The 18,030-nt window shown below is 59.9% G+C and carries 17 protein-coding genes; 4 read left to right on the top strand and 13 right to left on the bottom strand.

Annotated elements, in window-relative coordinates; translation table 11 throughout:
- The first annotated feature begins 178 nt into the window (after positions 1 to 178).
- Positions 179 to 1,213, top strand: coding sequence for an alpha/beta fold hydrolase (locus AC1DRN_RS12625; protein ID WP_223458261.1), 1,035 nt, complete (start codon positions 179 to 181; stop codon positions 1,211 to 1,213).
- A gap of 119 nt (positions 1,214 to 1,332) precedes the next feature.
- Here AC1DRN_RS12625 and aauR read toward each other — a convergent pair whose 3' ends face one another.
- The 7 genes from aauR to AC1DRN_RS12590 all read right to left on the bottom strand — a co-directional run bounded on the left by aauR (position 1,333) and on the right by AC1DRN_RS12590 (position 9,904).
- The gene (aauR, locus tag AC1DRN_RS12620) at positions 1,333 to 2,661 is read right to left on the bottom strand and encodes a two-component response regulator AauR (protein WP_223458263.1); all 1,329 of its coding nucleotides are present in this window, start codon (positions 2,659 to 2,661) and stop codon (positions 1,333 to 1,335) included.
- Entirely contained in the window at positions 2,658 to 4,559 is a 1,902-nt protein-coding gene (aauS, locus tag AC1DRN_RS12615) for a two-component sensor histidine kinase AauS (protein ID WP_223458265.1), read from the bottom strand. The genes aauR and aauS overlap by 4 nt, the downstream gene beginning before the upstream one ends.
- Positions 4,560 to 4,739: 180 nt before the next feature.
- Positions 4,740 to 5,474, bottom strand: a complete 735-nt coding sequence (locus tag AC1DRN_RS12610) for an amino acid ABC transporter ATP-binding protein (RefSeq protein ID WP_007985725.1) — start codon at positions 5,472 to 5,474, stop codon at positions 4,740 to 4,742.
- On the bottom strand, positions 5,471 to 6,142 hold the full coding sequence (locus AC1DRN_RS12605; RefSeq protein ID WP_223458267.1) for an amino acid ABC transporter permease: 672 nt from the start codon (positions 6,140 to 6,142) through the stop codon (positions 5,471 to 5,473). The genes AC1DRN_RS12610 and AC1DRN_RS12605 overlap by 4 nt, the downstream gene beginning before the upstream one ends.
- Complete coding sequence (locus tag AC1DRN_RS12600) at positions 6,142 to 6,888, bottom strand: amino acid ABC transporter permease (RefSeq protein ID WP_223458269.1); 747 nt, start codon at positions 6,886 to 6,888, stop codon at positions 6,142 to 6,144. Before AC1DRN_RS12600 ends, AC1DRN_RS12605 begins: the two co-directional genes overlap by 1 nt.
- A gap of 195 nt (positions 6,889 to 7,083) precedes the next feature.
- Complete coding sequence (locus AC1DRN_RS12595; RefSeq protein ID WP_223458271.1) at positions 7,084 to 7,998, bottom strand: glutamate/aspartate ABC transporter substrate-binding protein; 915 nt, start codon at positions 7,996 to 7,998, stop codon at positions 7,084 to 7,086.
- Positions 7,999 to 8,275: 277 nt separating this feature from the next.
- Positions 8,276 to 9,904, bottom strand: coding sequence for a glucan biosynthesis protein D (locus AC1DRN_RS12590; protein ID WP_223458273.1), 1,629 nt, complete (start codon positions 9,902 to 9,904; stop codon positions 8,276 to 8,278).
- Positions 9,905 to 10,322: 418 nt separating this feature from the next.
- On the opposite strand from AC1DRN_RS12590, the gene AC1DRN_RS12585 reads away from it, so the two are divergent.
- Positions 10,323 to 10,508, top strand: coding sequence for a hypothetical protein (locus AC1DRN_RS12585; protein WP_223458275.1), 186 nt, complete (start codon positions 10,323 to 10,325; stop codon positions 10,506 to 10,508).
- A 304-nt stretch (positions 10,509 to 10,812) separates the two neighbouring features.
- Here AC1DRN_RS12585 and AC1DRN_RS12580 read toward each other — a convergent pair whose 3' ends face one another.
- Positions 10,813 to 11,325, bottom strand: a complete 513-nt coding sequence (locus AC1DRN_RS12580; RefSeq protein WP_223458277.1) for a BRO-N domain-containing protein — start codon at positions 11,323 to 11,325, stop codon at positions 10,813 to 10,815.
- 439 nt (positions 11,326 to 11,764) lie between these two features.
- Here AC1DRN_RS12580 and AC1DRN_RS12575 point away from each other — a divergent pair, with 439 nt between their 5' ends.
- Together AC1DRN_RS12575 and AC1DRN_RS12570 are read left to right on the top strand one after the other, a co-directional pair.
- Positions 11,765 to 12,331: an AbrB/MazE/SpoVT family DNA-binding domain-containing protein gene (locus tag AC1DRN_RS12575; RefSeq protein ID WP_411740696.1), complete on the top strand. Its 567-nt coding sequence runs from the start codon at positions 11,765 to 11,767 to the stop codon at positions 12,329 to 12,331.
- Positions 12,331 to 12,732: a type II toxin-antitoxin system VapC family toxin gene (locus AC1DRN_RS12570; protein ID WP_223458279.1), complete on the top strand. Its 402-nt coding sequence runs from the start codon at positions 12,331 to 12,333 to the stop codon at positions 12,730 to 12,732. Before AC1DRN_RS12575 ends, AC1DRN_RS12570 begins: the two co-directional genes overlap by 1 nt.
- A gap of 58 nt (positions 12,733 to 12,790) precedes the next feature.
- Here the strand turns inward: AC1DRN_RS12570 and AC1DRN_RS12565 are convergent, their stop codons facing one another.
- The 5 genes from AC1DRN_RS12565 to AC1DRN_RS12545 form a co-directional block, all read right to left on the bottom strand.
- Complete coding sequence (locus AC1DRN_RS12565; RefSeq protein WP_411740697.1) at positions 12,791 to 13,018, bottom strand: hypothetical protein; 228 nt, start codon at positions 13,016 to 13,018, stop codon at positions 12,791 to 12,793.
- Positions 12,996 to 14,480 (bottom strand): APC family permease, encoded by a 1,485-nt coding sequence (locus AC1DRN_RS12560; protein ID WP_223458281.1) that lies wholly within the window; start codon positions 14,478 to 14,480, stop codon positions 12,996 to 12,998. Before AC1DRN_RS12560 ends, AC1DRN_RS12565 begins: the two co-directional genes overlap by 23 nt.
- A 201-nt stretch (positions 14,481 to 14,681) precedes the next feature.
- The gene (locus AC1DRN_RS12555; protein ID WP_223458283.1) at positions 14,682 to 16,106 is read right to left on the bottom strand and encodes a gamma-aminobutyraldehyde dehydrogenase; all 1,425 of its coding nucleotides are present in this window, start codon (positions 16,104 to 16,106) and stop codon (positions 14,682 to 14,684) included.
- Between the two features lie 176 nt (positions 16,107 to 16,282).
- Entirely contained in the window at positions 16,283 to 17,092 is an 810-nt protein-coding gene (locus tag AC1DRN_RS12550) for an ABC transporter permease (RefSeq protein ID WP_223458285.1), read from the bottom strand.
- Positions 17,082 to 18,029: an ABC transporter permease gene (locus AC1DRN_RS12545; RefSeq protein ID WP_223458287.1), complete on the bottom strand. Its 948-nt coding sequence runs from the start codon at positions 18,027 to 18,029 to the stop codon at positions 17,082 to 17,084. The genes AC1DRN_RS12550 and AC1DRN_RS12545 overlap by 11 nt, the downstream gene beginning before the upstream one ends.
- Position 18,030: the final 1 nt, after the last annotated feature.

Here is an 18,030-nt window from a genome sequence, read left to right as displayed (position 1 = left end):
TGGATCTACTCCTTGGTTGAGCCATTTAAGGAAACTCCAGCGGGCCATTGGCACTACATAGTTACCGCACCGACCATTCAGCGACATTCATCAAACTGTCACGCAACTGTGGCAGCGCGCTTGAACAAACTTCATCAGACTCGCGCTCTACTGGGGTTCTGCGTTTTGGTGTTTTTTCATGGGCGCTTCATTCTTTTCACGAATCGTATTTTTGGCCGCGTTGTTGTTCGGCCTGCCGTCCTTGGCGGCTTCTCGTTGCGACGTCAATGTTCCGACCGAACGGGTGGATCTGGCCCAGGTAAGCCTGGCGTACCAGAGCATCGGCCGTGCGTCCGATCCGGCATTGCTGCTGGTGATGGGCCTGGGCGGGCAGTTGATTCACTGGCCGGACGAGGTGGTGGTCGCCCTGTGCCAGCAGGGGTTCCGGGTGATTCGTTATGACAATCGCGATGTCGGCCTGTCGACTTGGCGGCAAGCACCGGCCGAAGCCAACCTGACCTTCGAAGTGCTGCGCTACAAACTCGGATTGCCGGTGTCGTCGCCGTACTCGCTGACGGACATGGCTGACGATGGCCTGGGCTTGATGGACGCCCTGCACATCGATCAATTCCACGTGTTGGGCGCCAGCATGGGCGGGATGATCGCCCAGCACATGGCGGCCATGGCGCCGCAACGGGTCGAGAGCCTGACCCTGATCATGACTACCTCCGGCGCCGAAGGCTTGCCGGCACCGAGTGCGGCGCTGGTGCAGTTGTTGTCCCGGCGCGGTGCGCCGAGCCGCGAAGTGGCCCTGGAGCAACAGGCCGACTTGCTGGCGGCGCTGGGCAGCCCGATGGTCACCGATGATCGCCAGGTGCTGCTGCATCAGGCGGCGCTGTCCTATGACCGGGCGTTCAATCCCGAAGGCGTAAAACGCCAGATCATGGCCATTCTCGCCGAACCGAGCCGGGTGACCCTGCTCAATCAGTTGCGGGTGCCGGCGCTGGTGGTGCATGGCACGGCCGACCCGTTGTTGCCGGTGATGCACGGGGTGCATCTGGCGGCGCATCTGCGAGGCAGCCAATTGATCCTGATTCCGGGCCTGGCCCATCGCTTCCAGGAGGCGTTCAAGGCGCCGTTGCTGGCGGCGGTGTTGCCGTACTTGCGCGAGCACCGTGAAGACACTTCGCACTGGGCGCAGATCGAGCCGGTGGCCGATCGTAACCTCCTCTAACCCCCCCCGATCACCTGTAGGAGCGAGCCTGCTCGCGATAGCGGTGTTTCAGCCAACGATGATGTCGACTGATCCGGCGCTATCGCGAGCAAGCTCGCTCCCACAGAATGCATGGTCCATCAGTGGCTCAACCCGTATTTTTTCACTTTGTCGAACAGCGTGGTCTTGGCCATGCCCAGTTCCTGGCTGGCCTGGGTCAGGTTGCCGCCGCTGCGTTGCAAGGCATCGCTGAGCAGGTTGCGTTCGAACGCTTCCACCGCTTCGGCAAAGGCCAGGCCCTGATTGCCACCGCCGGCACCGGTTTTCTTGAACGCCGGCAGGCCCAGGGCAAAGCGCTCGGCAACGTTGCGCAGTTCACGCACGTTGCCCGGCCAGTCGTGGCTCATCAGGTTCGAAACGGTCTGGTTGTCCAGCTCCGGCACCGCGCGGTCGAAGCGCAGGGACGACTGCTGCAAAAAGTGTTCGAACAGTTGCAGGATGTCCTCACGGCGCTCGCGCAATGGCGGCAGTTCCAGGGTCACCACGTTGAGGCGGTAGTACAGGTCGCTGCGGAATTCACCGGCCTTGCTCGACGCGACGAGGTCGGATTTGGTCGCCGCGATCACCCGGCAATCCACCGCTACGCTCTGGTTCGAACCGAGGCGTTCGAGGGTGCGTTCCTGCAACACCCGCAGCAGTTTGATCTGCAAGGGCAGGGGCATGCTTTCCACTTCGTCGAGGAACAGCGTGCCGCCGTCGGCGTGTTCGATCTTGCCGATCCGCCGTTTGCCCGCGCCGGTAAAGGCGTTGGCTTCGTGGCCGAAGATTTCGCTTTCGAACAGGTTCTCCGGCAGGCCACCGCAGTTCAGCGCGACGAACTGCTTGGTGTGCCGCCGGCTGAAATCATGCAGGCAGCGCGCGACCAACTCCTTGCCGGTGCCGGTCTCGCCTTCGATCAGCACGTTGGCCGAGGTATCGGCGACGTTGGCAATCAGTTCCCGCAGGTTCTGCATGGCCGGCGAGCGTCCGATGATCCGCCCTTCGAGGGAGTCGCGCTCGGCCAGTTGCCGGCGCAGCGACGACACTTCCCGTGCCAGGCTGCGTTGCTCCAGGGCGCGGCGGGCCACGTCCACCAGGCGCTCCGGGGAGAACGGCTTTTCCATGAAGTCGTAGGCGCCTTTCTGCATCGCGCCGACGGCCATGGAGATGTCACCGTGCCCGGTGATCAGCACCACCGGCAGGCTGCGGTCGCGGGCCTTGAGCCGGGTCAGCAATTCCAGGCCGTCGATGCCCGGCAGGCGAATGTCGCTGACGACGATGCCGGCAAAATTGTCGCCGACCTGCTCCAGGGCTTCTTCGGCGCTGCCCACGCCAATGCAGGGAATGTCTTCCAGGGTCAGCGCCTGTTGGCAGCCGAGCAGCACATGGGGGTCGTCTTCGACGATCAATACACTAAGGTCGTTATTCATATTGGCTCGGCGGGAGTGGGGCTTACCAACGGTAAACTGAGGACGAATGTAGTACCACCGCTGGCCGGGTGCTCGACACCCAGATGCCCGCCGGTGGCGGCGGCCAGGCTGGCGGAAAGGGTCAGGCCAAGGCCCAGGCCCTGTTCGCCGGGTTTGGTGGTGAAGAAGGGTTCGAACAGGTGCTTGCGCGCTTCGGCGTCGATGCCATGGCCGTTGTCTCGCACGCGCAGGCGGTATTTGCCATCGAACGCTTCGCCTTCGAGCCACAGTTCGGGTTGCGGCTGCGCTTGCATGGCGTCGAGGGCGTTGCCGATGAGGTTGACCAGAATCTGCTCCAGGCGGGTCTGGTCGATCTGCACCTGCACGGCTTCGAAATGGCGGTGCAATTGCAGAGGGGTGTTTTCCACCCGTGCACCGTGCAATTGCAGGGCCGCGTCCACCGCTTTGCCGAGGCAGGCCTGGCCCTTGTCGTCACCGCGCCGGGCGAACGAGCGCAGGCTGGCGGTAATCCGGCCCATGCGGTCGATCAGTTCGTTGATGGTCTTGAGGTTGGTGCTGGCCACGTCGAGCTGGCCACGTTCGAGGAAGCGCACGGTATTGCCGGACAAGGTGCGCAGCGCCGCCAGCGGCTGGTTCAGTTCGTGGGCGATACTGGTGGACATCTGGCCGATGGCCGCGAGTTTTCCGGCCTGCACCAGTTCATCCTGGGCGCGGCGCAAAGTCTCTTCGGCGAGCCGGCGCTCGCGGATCTGCCCCTTGAGCCGTTCGTTGCTGGCTCGCAGGTCGGTGGTGCGTTCGGTAATCCGACGCTCCAGCTGGTTGTTGGCTTCCTGCAAGGCTTCCCGGGCCGCAAGACGGGTGGCGATCACCTTGCGCCGCTCGTTCCAGGCGATCAACAGAAAGGCACAGAGGGCAAACGCCACGGCCACCAGGATCCCCTGGTTGATCGCTTCGCGACGCAAATCCTGGAGCGGCGTGAGCAGGGTGAAGTTCCACGGCGTATCGCCGAGCGGCCGGGTTTGCGCCAGGTAACTGATGTTTTCATCGTCGGACGCCAGTTCGCTGTTGGCCGGGAACGTGAGTTTTTCCACGCCTTCGGACAGGGTTTCCCGGGCCAGCGGTTGCAGTTCGTTGAGCGGGAACCAGTAGTACTGCAGGCTGCGGGCGAGTTTTTCCTTGGTTTCTTCGCTCAGCGGCACCACCGATTTCAAACGCCGAGCCGGATCGCTGGACAGAATGATGATGCCGTTCTCGTCGCTGACGAAGGCTTCCAGGCGCGCCCGCTGCCAGCGTTCTTCCATGGCTTCCAGGCGTACCTTGACCACCGCGACGCCGATGATCTTGCCGTGTTCTTCCAGTCCATGGGCCAGGTAGTAGCCGGGTTCGCCGTTGGTACTGCCGATGCCGTAGAAGCGCCCGGGCTGACCACGTACGGCGTTCTGGAAATAGGCGCGAAAGGACAGGTCTTCACCCAGGTAACTGTCGACGTCGCGCCAGTTGCTGGTGGCCATGACGCGGCCGGTGGTGTCCATCACGTAGATGGCCCGACTGCGGCTGCGCCGGTTCAGGCCTTCGAGGTAATCGTTGACCGTTTGCCGGTGTTCCGGGGTCGGGTCGGCCAGCAACTGCGAAACGCTGGTTTCGAGCTCCAGCAGGCTGGGCAGGTAGGTGTATTTGCTGATTTCGCTTTCGACGGCACGGGCGTGCAGTTCCAGCTGTCGCTGGCCGTTCTCGCCAAGGCTGCGAATGCCATAGTGCTCACTGACCCAGAAGCCGATATAGCCCAGGCCGATCATCATGGCGATGATCAGCGGTGGCAGGAACAAATGACGAACCAGACGGGGTTTCACGGCGAGTGATGGCATTGCTGCGCGATAAAGATTGGAGTCGCATTTCATCACAGATGCCTTGGGTCAACCACCACACAAATCTGCAAGCCTCCGCCGCCCCCCGTGGGAGCGAGCTTGCTCGCGATGACTTCATCACAGTCAACATTGATGTTGAATGTCAGTCCGCTATCGCGAGCAAGCTCGCTCCCACAGGGGGGCGGTGCGGCTTCTGGCTATTGCCCAGTGCTTTTAGTGCTGCAGAATCTTGTTGAGGAAGTGCTGCGTACGATCCGCACGGGCGTTGATGTCGCCGAAGAACTCCTCTTTCTTGCAGTCTTCGATGATCTTGCCGGCGTCCATGAAGATCACCCGGTCCGCCACTTTACGGGCGAAGCCCATTTCGTGGGTCACGCACATCATGGTCATGCCTTCGTGGGCCAGTTGCACCATCACGTCGAGCACTTCGTTGACCATTTCCGGGTCCAGCGCCGAGGTCGGTTCGTCGAACAGCATGACGATCGGGTCCATCGCCAGCGCACGGGCAATCGCCACGCGCTGTTGCTGGCCACCCGACAGTTGGCCCGGGTGCTTGTGGGCATGGGCCGAGAGACCGACGCGCTCGAGCAGTTGCAGGCCTTTTTTGGTGGCTTCTTCCTTGCTGCGGCCCAGCACCTTGATCTGCGCGATGGTCAGGTTTTCTGTAATGGTCAGGTGCGGGAACAGCTCGAAGTGCTGGAACACCATGCCCACGCGGGAACGCAGTTTCGGCAGGTTGGTCTTCGGGTCGGCGATGGAGGTGCCGTCGACCACGATGTCGCCTTTCTGAAACGGCTCCAGGGCGTTGACGCACTTGATCAGGGTCGATTTGCCGGAACCGGACGGCCCGCACACCACGATCACTTCGCCTTTTTTGACCTCGGTGCTGCAATCAGTCAGTACCTGGAAGTCCCCATACCACTTGTTGATGCTTTTGATAGAGATCATACGGCGAACCTTTTTTGCAGACGCTTGACCAGCCGCGAGGCGGCAAAGCTGATGGTGAAGTACACGAGGCCGGCGAAAACCAGGAACTCATTGGAGCGGCCAATGATGTCGCCACTGGCGCGCGAAGCATTGAGGAAGTCCACCAGGCCGACGGCGTAGACCAGCGAGGTGTCCTGAAACAGGATGATGCTCTGTTGCAGCAACAGTGGGGTCATCTTGCGGAATGCCTGCGGCAGGATGATCAGGCGCATCATCTGGCCATAAGTCATGCCCAGCGCCTGGGCAGCGCCCATCTGGCCCTTGGGAATCGACTGCACACCGGCGCGGACGATTTCGCAGAAGTATGCCGCTTCGAACATCATGAAGGCCACGATGCAGGAGGCGAACGCGCCGATCGGCGTGTCTTCGCCGGTGATCCAGCGCAGCACGAACGGCACCGCCAGGTAGAACCAGGTGATGACCAGCAGCAACGGGATCGAACGGAAATAGTTGACGTAGGCGCCCGCGATGTTCGACAGCACTTTGCTGTGGGACAGACGCATCAATGCCAGGATGGTGCCGAGGATGATCCCGCCGACCACGCCCATGGCCATCAGCTTGAGGGTCATGATCATGCCGTTCCACAGGCCCGGCAGGGACGGGATGATGCCCGAGAAGTCGAATTCCATCATTTACCCCCTACGGAAATCAGGCCCGGTACGGCGACTTTCTTCTCGACCATGCGCATCAGCAGCATCAGGCTCATGTTCAGGGTGAAGTAGATCAGCGTTGCCAGGGTGAAGGCCTCGAACAGGTTGGCGGAAAACTCGGCAGTCTGTTTGGTCTGCGCCAGCAGTTCCATCAGGCCGATCAGCGAGGCCACGGACGTGTTCTTGAATACGTTCAAAAATTCCGAGGTGAGCGGCGGAATGATGATCCGGTAGGCCTGGGGCAGCAGCACGTTCCAGTAGATCTGCGGCAGCTTGAAACCCATGGCGCGGGCCGCGGATTCCTGGCCCTTGGGCAGGGCCTGGATACCGGTGCGCACCTGTTCGCAAACCCGGGCGGTAGTGAACAGGCCCAGGCACACCACGACGCTGAGGAAGGCCGAGGTGGTCGGGTTCAGATCCTGCTTGTACCACTCTTGCAGGTCCGGCGGCAGCAGGTCAGGTACCAGGAAGTACCAGATGAACAGCTGAACCAGTAGCGGCACGTTACGGAAGAGTTCGACGTAGCAGGTGGCGATGCCCGATACGATGCGGTTCGGCACAGTACGCATGACGCCCAGGATCGAGCCCAGTGTCAGGGCGATGATCCAGGCCGCGATGGCGATGCCGATGGTCCAGCCCAAACCGGTCACGTACCAGTCGAAATAGGTCTCGCTGCCCACGCCGGTGGACTTGAAGAACACGCCCCAGTCCCAGTTGTAATTCATTAGGGTCTCCCCTCGGATTCGATCGATGTACAAATACCCGCTTGGGGGAAGCTCCGTTCCCGCCTGTCCTTGAGGGACAGGCACACGCGCCCGGCTCGACAGCCACCGGTTCGAGTGTTTCCAAAAAATGCCAGCAGGGAGTGACCATCTCCTGAAAGGGCATGCGCCCTGTCAGGAGATAAGGTTAGTCAGAAATCAGGATTTCTTGTCGTCAGCCGCTTTATCGGTCGGATTGGCGATCAGGGCCTTGAGCTCGTTGCTCATCGGGAAATTCAGGTTCAGGCCTTTTGGCGGGATTGGCTGCATGAACCATTTTTCGTAGATCTTGTTGATCTCGCCCGATGCGTAGGTGGCCTTGATGGCGTCATCCACAGCCTTTTTGAACGGCTCGTCGCCTTTGCGCACCATGCAACCGTAGATTTCGTAGGACTGCGGAGTACCGGTCACTGCCCAGTCTTTCGCATTCTTGGCCTTGGCTGCTTCACCTGCCAGCAGGGCGTCGTCCATCATGAAAGCCACGGCACGGCCGGTTTCCAGCATCTGGAAGGATTCGCCATGGTCTTTGGCGGAGATGACGTTCATGCCCATCTGCTTGTCGGCGTTCATCGCCTTGAGGATGCGCTCGGAGGTGGTGCCGGCGGTGGTCACGACGTTCTTGCCGGCCAGGTCAGGGAAATCCTTGTACTTGGAGTCTGCCTTGGACAGCAGACGAGTACCGATTTCGAAGATGCCAACGGAGAAGTCAACTTGCTGCTGACGCTCGACGTTGTTGGTGGTGGAGCCGCACTCCAGGTCCACGGTGCCGTTCTGCACCAGCGGGATGCGGGTTTGCGAAGTCACCAGGTTGTACTTGACCTGGAGGTTCGGCATATCGAGGTCTTTTTTCAGCGCTTCGACGACTTTCAGCTGGATGTCGTGGGAGTAGCCGACCGGTTTGCCGGAAGCATCCGCGATGTAGGAGAACGGAATGGAAGCGTCACGATGCCCGAGGGTGATGACGCCGGACTCTTTGATCTTCTTCAGGGTGCCGGTCAGTTCGGCGGCGAAAACTGGCGTGCTGATCAGAGCGGCAGCAATGGCTGCGCCCAGGATGTGGGGAACGATGCGCATCAAATTTTCCTCGACATTGTTTTTTTTATGGAGCCAGTTCATCGGCCCTTTTGTGCTGCAAATCGCCTGAGCGCTACTGAGAGAGGGCGCAAAGGACATTCGTCGAAGAAGTGTAGAGCATGACTCGTGCCAGACCAGTGACAATAGGTCATGTTATTGATTTATAAGGAAATTAAATATTTATGGCGCGAATATTGAGGTTGGATGATCCGGTTAACCGAACTGACCCGCAGGTCGCGTTCGGAAAACCGAATGGTAGTTGGGTGCTACTTGGCTGTCAGGGATATTTGCGCTTGTCCGGGGCGGGCGGGAAGTACTGATACAACCAGGTTTCGCTCAGCGTGCGGTCGTTGGTGCGGATGAACAGGCGCAGCTCGACAGGCTCCACGCTGTCATTGGTCGGGTACCAGTCAAACAGGATGCGGTAGCCCTTGATGTCATCGAGCTTGAGAACGCTGAAATCCTTGACCTCGCCGTTCGAGCAAGTGACCACCGGCTCGATACCGGCGCCTTCGGGCAAACGGTCCAGACCGCCGCCGGTGAAGTCCACGGCAAACCGCCGCGCCCAGACTGGCGGGTAATGCTCGCCCGGCGCCCAGCCTTCGGTGAATCCGCCCATGCCTGAACGGGTCGCATTGACCCGCGCCAGTGGCGTACCGACCGGGGGCAGTGCGCTCCAGTAGAGTTTGTAGCCGTAGTTCAGCGAATCGCCGGCCGCTACCGGTTTCTTCGGGGTCCAGAAGGCGACGATGTTGTCCATGGTTTCGCCGGTGGTCGGAATCTCCAGCAGATCGATCGAGCCTTCGCCCCATGCGGTGGTCGGTTCGACCCACAGGCTCGGGCGGCGGCTGTACCAGTCGACGGTGTCCTGATAACTGGCGAACTCGTGGTCGGTCTGTACCAGGCCGAAGCCCTTCGGGTCGGTATCGGCGAAGGCATTGAATTGCAGGGTCGCCGGGTTATTCAGCGGGCGGCAGATCCACTCGCCGTTGCCGCGCCACATGGCCAGGCGGTCGGAGTCATGGATTTGCGGGTGAATGGTGTCGCACATCCGGCGCTCGTGGGTGCCGCAACTGAACATGCTGGTCATCGGCGCGATGCCCAACTGGTCGATGGCGGTGCGTGCGTTGACGTGGGCATCGATCTCCATCACCACGCGCTCGGCCTGGCAGTCTATATCGAAGCGGTAGGCACCGGTGGCGCTCGGCGAGTCGAGCAGGGCGTAGACCACGAAGCGAGTGCTGTCCTTGTCCGGCGTCTCGAACCAGAACTTGGTGAAGTCGGGGAATTCTTCGCGCTTTTTGGCGTAGGTGTCGATGGCCAGCCCGCGGGCCGACAGGCCGTACTGGCCGGTGGCATCCACCGCACGGAAGTAGCTCGCGCCCAGGAAGGACACCACATCGTGCTTGTCCAGTTCCGGGGCCTTGAACAACTTGAAGCCGGAGAAGCCCAGGTCGCCCTTGAGCTGTGCGGTGTCGACCGTGGTGTTTTCATAGTTGAACAGCGACGGGTGGAAATGCACCTCGCGGGCCATCCGGGTTTTCGGATCGACGCTGTACATGCGCACCGGCTGCTTGAATCCCATGCCGACGTGGAAGAACTGCACGTCCAGCTGACCCTTGAGCTCCTTCCACAACGAATGATTGCCGTCGTAGCGGATCGCATTGAAGTTCTGCGGTGTCATGGTCGCCAGGGTCGGCGGCAACTGTTGCTTGGTGTCCTGGTAGCGATTGCTGGCGAGCTGTTTGGCCTGGAGCTTCAGTGCCTCGAAATCGAACGCGGTGGCTTCGCCATCAGCGGTGCCGCCGCTGGCGGCCCAGGCCTTGGCGGCCAACAGGCCCGTGGCGGACAAACCGGTGTAGGCCGCGATGGCCATGGAGGCTTTGAGCAAGTTCCTGCGGTGCATAAATACAACCTGTCGTGAACAATCCCGCGCCGTTCCTGGCACGTGCTGGATCAGAAATATCGGTTCGGACATGCCTTCGGCCAAACGCAACGGACTTTTATACAGAGGCCGGCTAGCTTAAACCGTTCGATTGCAGAGCAAAATTGATTGATGGCACGGCGCTAGCCCGGCAATGAAACAAGACATGTCGGGAAATAATTCCGACAGTGGTTTCTGATTTAAAGGGCATTTCTGCTTTTTTCGACTAATTACTCTAAAAATCGCTTTTCAGCGCCCGGAATATTTCTATTCTGTGCACATGACCGGTTTATGCCCTTCGGACCGGTGCGGTTCAGTGGGCACCCAGCGGCTGCTGAAAAAGGGATAGGGCGATGCGGTTTTTTGCAGTTTCTTTGACGTCTAGAGAAGGACATCGTCCATGTCGAAAGTACAGAACATCACTGAGTTGTTGGGAATCTTTCCGTGCCTGGCCAGCGGGCGGCGAAGACGCCGGCTCAACAGCGAGGAAATGAAACTGGTGGAACGCTATCGGGAGCTGTCGGAGAGCGACAGGATTGCGATGAGGTATCTGGTGGATGCGATGAGGAGTGTTTCGAGGTTTTGAGCCAGGCTGGTTACCGTGGGAGCCATTTGGCCTTCACGGTGGCCAGGCCGGTTAACCTGCCTGCATCAGCGTCGGCTAGGCCGGCGTCGATTGCTTGCTGTCGGACTGATTGCTGGTCGAGCTTATGGAGATACGCCTCTGCAAACGAGCTATCACATGGAATCATTTCGATGACGTTTCGTTTGATGCTGCGAGTCTCGTTCATGTGGAAATAACTCATTCAGCAGGACAATTAATTGAGAGGACTCAAACCAAAGGGACGGACTGTGAGTCTGTCCCTTTTTGATCAGCCCGATTTATCCCTTCAACGGCAAGTGCCGGCGATTGGGAAGGGTCGCTGCACCTGCATCAACTCAGGCATGTCACGCCACTTGATCCAGGCGTGATGTTGGTAATGCAGCAAGGGCACGGAGATTCCGGCCCAATTCAAGGAACTCAAGCTTGGCCGGTTTTCCACAGGCGCTGATTTGGCGTCGCGCAGCGAGGGTATGACTTCGTTGCTCAACCACTGGCGCAGGTTGCGGTTTTCCGGAACGAAGTGGTGAACCAGCAAGGCGTACATGCCTGATTCGCTGACCATCAGGGCATCGACCGTTTTGCCGTCCTTGCGCAGCCAGATGCTGCGACGTTGGTCGGGGTCGAGTTTCAGGGTGAGCCGTTCATTCAGGGGTTTGCCCATCAGGCGCCCAAGGTCCTGAACACAAAACCAGGCTTGGTTGTGTTGCATGAAAGCGTGGAGGAAGCGGTTGTGGCGGGTGAAGACTTTAGGAATGAAGCAGGAAGGCGTTTCAGTCGGATGTGATGTGTGCTTGTGCATTTCTCGACTCCATGTTGAAGAAAGGAGCCGCCACTAATCCTTCGAAAGATTTGGGTGGCGGACCGTGGGGCGTTCGAAGTCGGAACATTCTCGATCAACATGGAAGCCGAGAGGCCCGCGCCACACGGCCCGCCATAACGCGAAACTGAAAGGCAAAAAAATGCCCCAGCTCATATGGGGGCGCGGATGCGCCATGTTGATATGTTCCGGCTTCGACTCCGGGCCGCTGATTTGGCAGCGACGGAGGAAAGCCTATCGGTCAGGCGTTCGCGGCGCCAAGTCTACTCTGGCGACGCTTGTTGTAGGAATCGGCGCCGGTATTCGAAGGTTCGATCTGTAGGATTTTCCTGTTTTTGCATGAGGTGCTGAGAGTCAGCACCTGAGCCGCAGTTTTTCCTTTATTTATTCGCATCCAGTGAATGAACTGCAGGTTTTCTCCATGCTGATCGAATTTCCGGTTTCCAATTACCGCTCTTTCCGGGACAGGCAAACGTTGTCTAAGGCGGCCGCTCCTTACCTGAGCAAAGCGCGAAATGTGCTCAAGCCTTCGAAGTGCACAGAAAGGCTTCCTGATTTACTGGAGAATGCTGCAATTTACAGGTCTAACTCCTCCGGTAAATCTTCACTGATCCGAGTGCATGAGATAGGCGGGCAGTTTTCTTCAGTTCACTCCACACTTACCTACGATGAGCGGAGGTTGCGGAGTTTTAAGCAAAGTATTACTTTTTTATCGAGGGTAATACTTGAGGGCGGAGTTATGTCGACAACGATGACCAGCAAGGGGCAGGTCACTATTCCGAAGCCAATTCGTGACGCTCTGCATCTGATGCCGGGTTCGGCGGTTGAATTCAGTGTCAACGCCAATGGCGAGGTGGTGCTGCACAGTGGTAACCCCAAAAAAACAGACAAGTCGATTGTTTCAGACCGATTTGAGGCTATGCGGGGCAAGGCCGATATCAAATGGCGTACAGATGAATTGATGGCGTTACTACGGGGTGAGGACTGATGATATTGGTCGACACGAATGTGTTGATCGATGTTCTGGAAGACGACCCTGTCTGGGCTGATTGGTCCATCAAGCAGCTTCGTGCCCAGTCACAGATTCATGAATTGGCTATTAATCCAATTATCTACGCTGAGCTATCCCAGGCGTTCTCAACCTTTGAGGCACTGGATGATGTAATTCACCAGCTCGGTCTCGCAATGTGCGAAGTCCCGCGGCCAGCTTTGTTTTTGGCTGGGAAGGCTTTCATTCGGTATCGGAAAGTAGGTGGCGGTAAAAGTAATGTCTTGGCGGATTTTTTCATCGGGGCACATGCTGCTGTAAAACAGCTGCCATTGCTGACTCGAGATGCCAAACGCTATCGCAGCTATTTTCCTTCGGTTGAATTGATAGTGCCCGTCTGAATTTTTTTGCTCCACGGATCGTTGGGAATAGCCATCCGTGGAGCTCAATTACCGTTGCTTAACCCACTCCCCCCACCGCCCGATACGCCTCATCAATCGCCGCATGGGCACAAGCGCTCAACGCTGCATCCGAGTTGGCGATGCTCACCCGTCCAACAGGTTGCCGGGCCAGGTTCATCAGCTTTTCGCTTTCGTCGGCATCGTCGTACAGGCTGTTGGAGAAGTTTTGCCCCGGCACCACGACGGCACCGGTGCGAATGCCGTTACCGGCTGACTTTCCAGGCATCCCCAGCAGGCGCCATGCCATGGTCATACGGCCTGGCGATCCACATGTAGAGCAGGCCCAGACCAATCACGATGGCGGTACTCAGCACCATCGCGTAGTTGATGTACCACGCGGCATCCGGGGTGCGTGGCCAGGCCATGTTGATGATGGCACCGACACCGTAGACCAGCGCGCCGATGTTCACCGCCCAGCCCCAGGCGCCGAGGGTGAATTTGCCGCTCGGTTTCCAGCCCTTCATGCGGGCGTACAGGGCCGCGAGCACGATCATCTGAAACGCCAGGTAGATGCCAATGGCCGCGAAGCTGACGATGGTGGCTACCGCGTCTTGCAGGAAGAAGCCGAGGATGATGATCAGTGCCGGCAGGACGCCGGACACGAACAGTGCGGCAACTGGTACCTGAGTCGTAGGGGAGATCTTCTTCAGCAGTCGGCTGCCGACGACCATTTCATCACGGGCGTAGGAGTACAGCAGACGACTGGCCGCCGCTTGCAGGCTGATCACGCAGGAGATAAAGGAAATCATCACCACGCCCATTACCACTTTCGAACCCACCGGGCCGAACGCGTTGTTGAGAATGGTGGTGACTGGATCCTTGTCGGTACCGTTGATCACCGCCTGCATGTCCGGCACGGCCAGGATCAGCGCCAGGCAGGCGAACATCGCCGCGATGCCGCCGATGTAGATGGTCATGCGCATGGCCACCGGGATCTGCTTGCTCGGGTTCGGGGTTTCTTCGGCCACGTCGCCGCAGGCCTCGAAGCCGTAGTACAGGAACATCCCCGCCAGCGAAGCGGTGAGGAACGCCGGCAGGTACGAGCCGTCGACGCTGATATCGAAGGTGTTGAACAACACGCTGATGGGTTGATGACGCTCGAAAATCAGCAGGTAAACACCGACGATCACCGCGCCGACCAGCTCGCAGAGGAAGCCGAACATGGCGATCCGCGCCAGCACTTTGGTGCCGCTGAGGTTGACCAGGGTGGCGAACAGCGTCAGGAACAGGGCGATGATGATGTTGGTGTTGTTGCTCGGTTCAAAGCCCATCATGGCGGCGAGGTACGGACCGGCACCCACGGCAACCGCCGCGATGGTCACGCACAGGGCGATGGAGTAGATCCAGCCGACCATCCACGCCCAGCGCTTGCCCACCAAGCGACGAGCCCACGGGTATACGCCGCCGGAAATCGGGAACTGCGAAACCACTTCGCCGAAGATCAGGCACACCAGCAACTGCCCGCAACCGACCAGCAAGTAGGCCCAGAACATCGGTGGCCCGCCCGCGGCCAGGCACAGGCCGAACAGGGTATACACCCCGACGACCGGGGACAGGTAGGTGAAGCCCAGGGCGAAGTTTTCCCACAGGCTCATGCTGCGATTGAAGTTGGAGGTGTAACCCAGCTTGCGTAGTTGCTCGGCATCGCTGTCGGCAAGGGCTGCAGAGAGATCGGGTGATGCACTCATGTGTGTTTGCTCCGGAAAATCGGCAGATTTCGGATGTCCGAAACCGTGGCGGGGCCTTGGGGGCGCCGCCCGGATCGGTGGTTATTGTTTTGTCTTCTTTGGGGTGGGGCCTGGTGGTGCTGGTGCCGGTTTCTTCCTTGAGGTTGCGGTGACGCCATCGCGAGCAAGCTCGCTCCGGGCGGCGATCCGACGATGCTTTTTCTAGTGCTTGAACATCACATGCCGCACGACTGTGTAGTCCTCCAATCCGTACATGGACATGTCCTTGCCATACCCGGACAGTTTCTGACCGCCGTGGGGCATTTCACTGACCAGCATGAAGTGCGTGTTGACCCAGGTGCAGCCGTACTGCAAACGGGCGGACAGGCGATGGGCGCGGCCGACGTCGGCGGTCCACACGGAGGACGCCAGGCCGTAGTCCGAATCGTTGGCCCAACCCAGCACTTGCGCTTCGTCGCTGAATTTAGTCACCGAGACGACCGGCCCGAACACTTCACGGCGGACGATTTCGTCGTCCTGTTGCGCATCGGCCAGTACCGTCGGTTCGAAAAAGTAGCCGTTGCCCTCGACCGCCTTGCCACCGGTGATCAACCGAATGTGCGGCTGGGCGATGGCGCGCTCGACGAAACCGGTAACGCGGTCACGGTGTTGCGCGGTGATCAGCGGGCCGAGTTCGGTTGACGGATCATCCTGCAGGCCGTACTTGATGCTGCTGACGGCGACGCCGAGTTTCTCGACGAACTTCTCGTAGATCCCTGCCTGCGCATAGATGCGGCAAGCGGCGGTGCAGTCCTGCCCTGCGTTGTAGAAGCCGAAGGTACGGATGCCTTCCACGGCGGCGTCGATGTCGGCATCGTCGAAGATGATCACCGGGGCTTTGCCGCCCAGTTCCATGTGCATGCGTTTGACGCTGTCGGCAGTGCTGGAAATGATGTTCGAACCGGTGGCGATCGAACCGGTCAACGACACCATGCGCACTTTCGGGTGAGTGACCAGCGGGCTGCCGACGGTAGGACCACGGCCGAACACCAGGTTGAGCACGCCGGCCGGGAAGATGTCCGACGCCAGTTCGGCCAGGCGCAAGGCGGTCAGCGGGGTTTGTTCCGACGGCTTGAGCACCACGGTGTTACCGGCGGCCAGGGCCGGGGCGATTTTCCAGGCGACCATCATCAGCGGGTAGTTCCACGGCGCGATGGAGGCGATCACGCCCACCGGGTCGCGGCGGATCATCGAGGTGTGGCCCGGCAGGTACTCGCCACCGGCCGAACCGCTCATGCAGCGGCTGGCGCCGGCGAAGAAGCGGAACACGTCGGCAATTGCCGGAATCTCGTCGTTCAGCGCGGCGCTGTAAGGCTTGCCGCAATTGTCCGATTCCAGTTTGGCCAGCTCTTCGCCGTGGGCCTCGATGGCATCGGCGAGTTTGAGCAGCAGCAGCGAACGCGCTTTCGGCGGGGTCTGCGACCAGCTGTCGAACGCGGCATCGGCGGCGCGCACGGCGGCATCGACCTGGGCTTCGCTGGCTTCGTTGATTTCCACCAGCACCCGTCCCAGCGCCGGGTTGAATACGGGTTGGGCGGGGCCTTCGCCATTGAGCAGTTGGCCGTTGATCAAGAGTTTGGTTTGCATGGCATTGTCCTCTTCGAAGCAGTTGTTGTTCTTCTGCAGAAACCGGCCCCCTGTGGGAGCGAGCTTGCTCGCGATGGCTGGCGGACATTCAACATTGATGTCGCCTGACACACCGCTATCGCGAGCAAGCTCGCTCCCACAAGGGCCGGTTTCCACATTGGGAATTGAGTTGTCAGTTATTTCCCACCACTCCCCGCAACGCTCTCACCACCGCGCGTCAGGTAATAGGCACCAAGAATCGGCAGCATGGTCACGATCATCACCAGCATCGCCACGACGTTGGTTACCGGCACGTCCCGTGGGCGGCTGAGCTGGTTGAGCAGCCACAGCGGCAGGGTGCGTTCATGGCCAGCGGTGAAGGTAGTGACGATGATTTCGTCGAACGACAGGGCAAACGCCAGCATGCCGCCGGCCAGTAACGCAGAGCCGAGGTTCGGCAGGATGATGTAGCGGAAGGTTTGCCAGCCGTCGGCGCCAAGGTCCATCGAGGCTTCGATCAGGCTATGGGACGTGCGGCGCAAGCGGGCGATGACGTTGTTGTAGACGATCACCACGCAGAAGGTCGCGTGGCCGACGATGATGGTGAACATCCCAGGTTCAATGCCCAGCGTCTTGAAGGTCGCCAGCAGCGCGATCCCGGTGATGATCCCCGGCAGGGCAATCGGCAGGATCAGCATCAGCGAGATGCCTTGCTTGCCGAAGAAGTCCCGGCGGTACAACGCGGCGGATGCCAGTGTGCCGAGGACCATGGCGATCAGGGTGGCAATCGAGGCGATCTGCAACGACAGCTTGATGGCTTCGAGTACGTCCGGCCGCGAGAACGCCACGCTGAGCCACTTGAGGGTGAAGCCCTTGGGCGGAAAGCTGAACGCCGCGTCTTCGGTGTTGAAGGCGTACAGGAAGATGATCAGGATCGGGAAGTGCAGGAACAGCAACCCGCCCCAGGCTGCAATGCGCAGACCTATGGAAGCTTTCTCAGAGTGCATCGAAGGCCCCCAGTCGTTTGACGATGGACAGGTAAATGGCGATCAGTACGATCGGCACCAGGGTGAAGGCGGCCGCCATCGGCATGTTGCCGATAGCACCTTGCTGGGCGTACACCATGCTGCCAACGAAGTAGCCGGGCGGGCCGACCAGTTGCGGCACGATGAAGTCGCCCAGGGTCAGCGAGAAGGTAAAGATCGAACCTGCGGCAATGCCCGGGATCGACAGTGGCAGAATCACTTGCGTGAAGGTCTGGCGCGGCTTGGCACCGAGGTCGGCGGAGGCTTGCAGCAACGATGGCGGCAGGCGTTCCAGCGAGGCCTGGATCGGCAGGATCATGAACGGCAGCCAGATGTAGACGAACACCATGAAGCGCCCCAGGTGCGAGGTCGACAAGGTGCTGCCGCCAACCCCCGGAATGCCCAGCACGAACTGCAGAACCGGTTCCAGCCCCAGGTGCTGCACGAACCACTGCGCCACGCCACCCTTGGCCAGCAGCAGCGTCCAGGCGTACGCCTTGACGATGTAACTGGCCCACATCGGCATCATCACCGCGATGTAGAAAAACGCCTTGGTCTTGCCCGTGGTGTAGCGCGCCATGTAGTAGGCAATCGGGAACGCGACGACGGCGCTGGCCATCGACACGACGACCGCCATGCCCAGGGTGCGCAGGATGATGTCGAAGTTCGACGGCTGGAACAGCGCGGTGAAGTTGGCCAGGGTCAGGTCGGGTGTGACCGCCATGGTGAAGTCATCGAAGGTGTAGAAACCTTGCCACAGCAGCACCAGCAACGAGCCCAGGTAGATCGCGCCGAACCACAGCAGCGGTGGCACCAGCAGCATCGACAGGTACAGGTTTGGCCGGCGATACAGCAGGTTGGAGAACCGGCGCAACGGCGAGCTGCCCGATCGGGTTTGAGAGATAGCCAGGGTGTTCATG

This window comes from Pseudomonas sp. P5_B3 (assembly GCF_056400405.1).
This window is presented reverse-complemented; position numbering and strand designations above follow the sequence as displayed.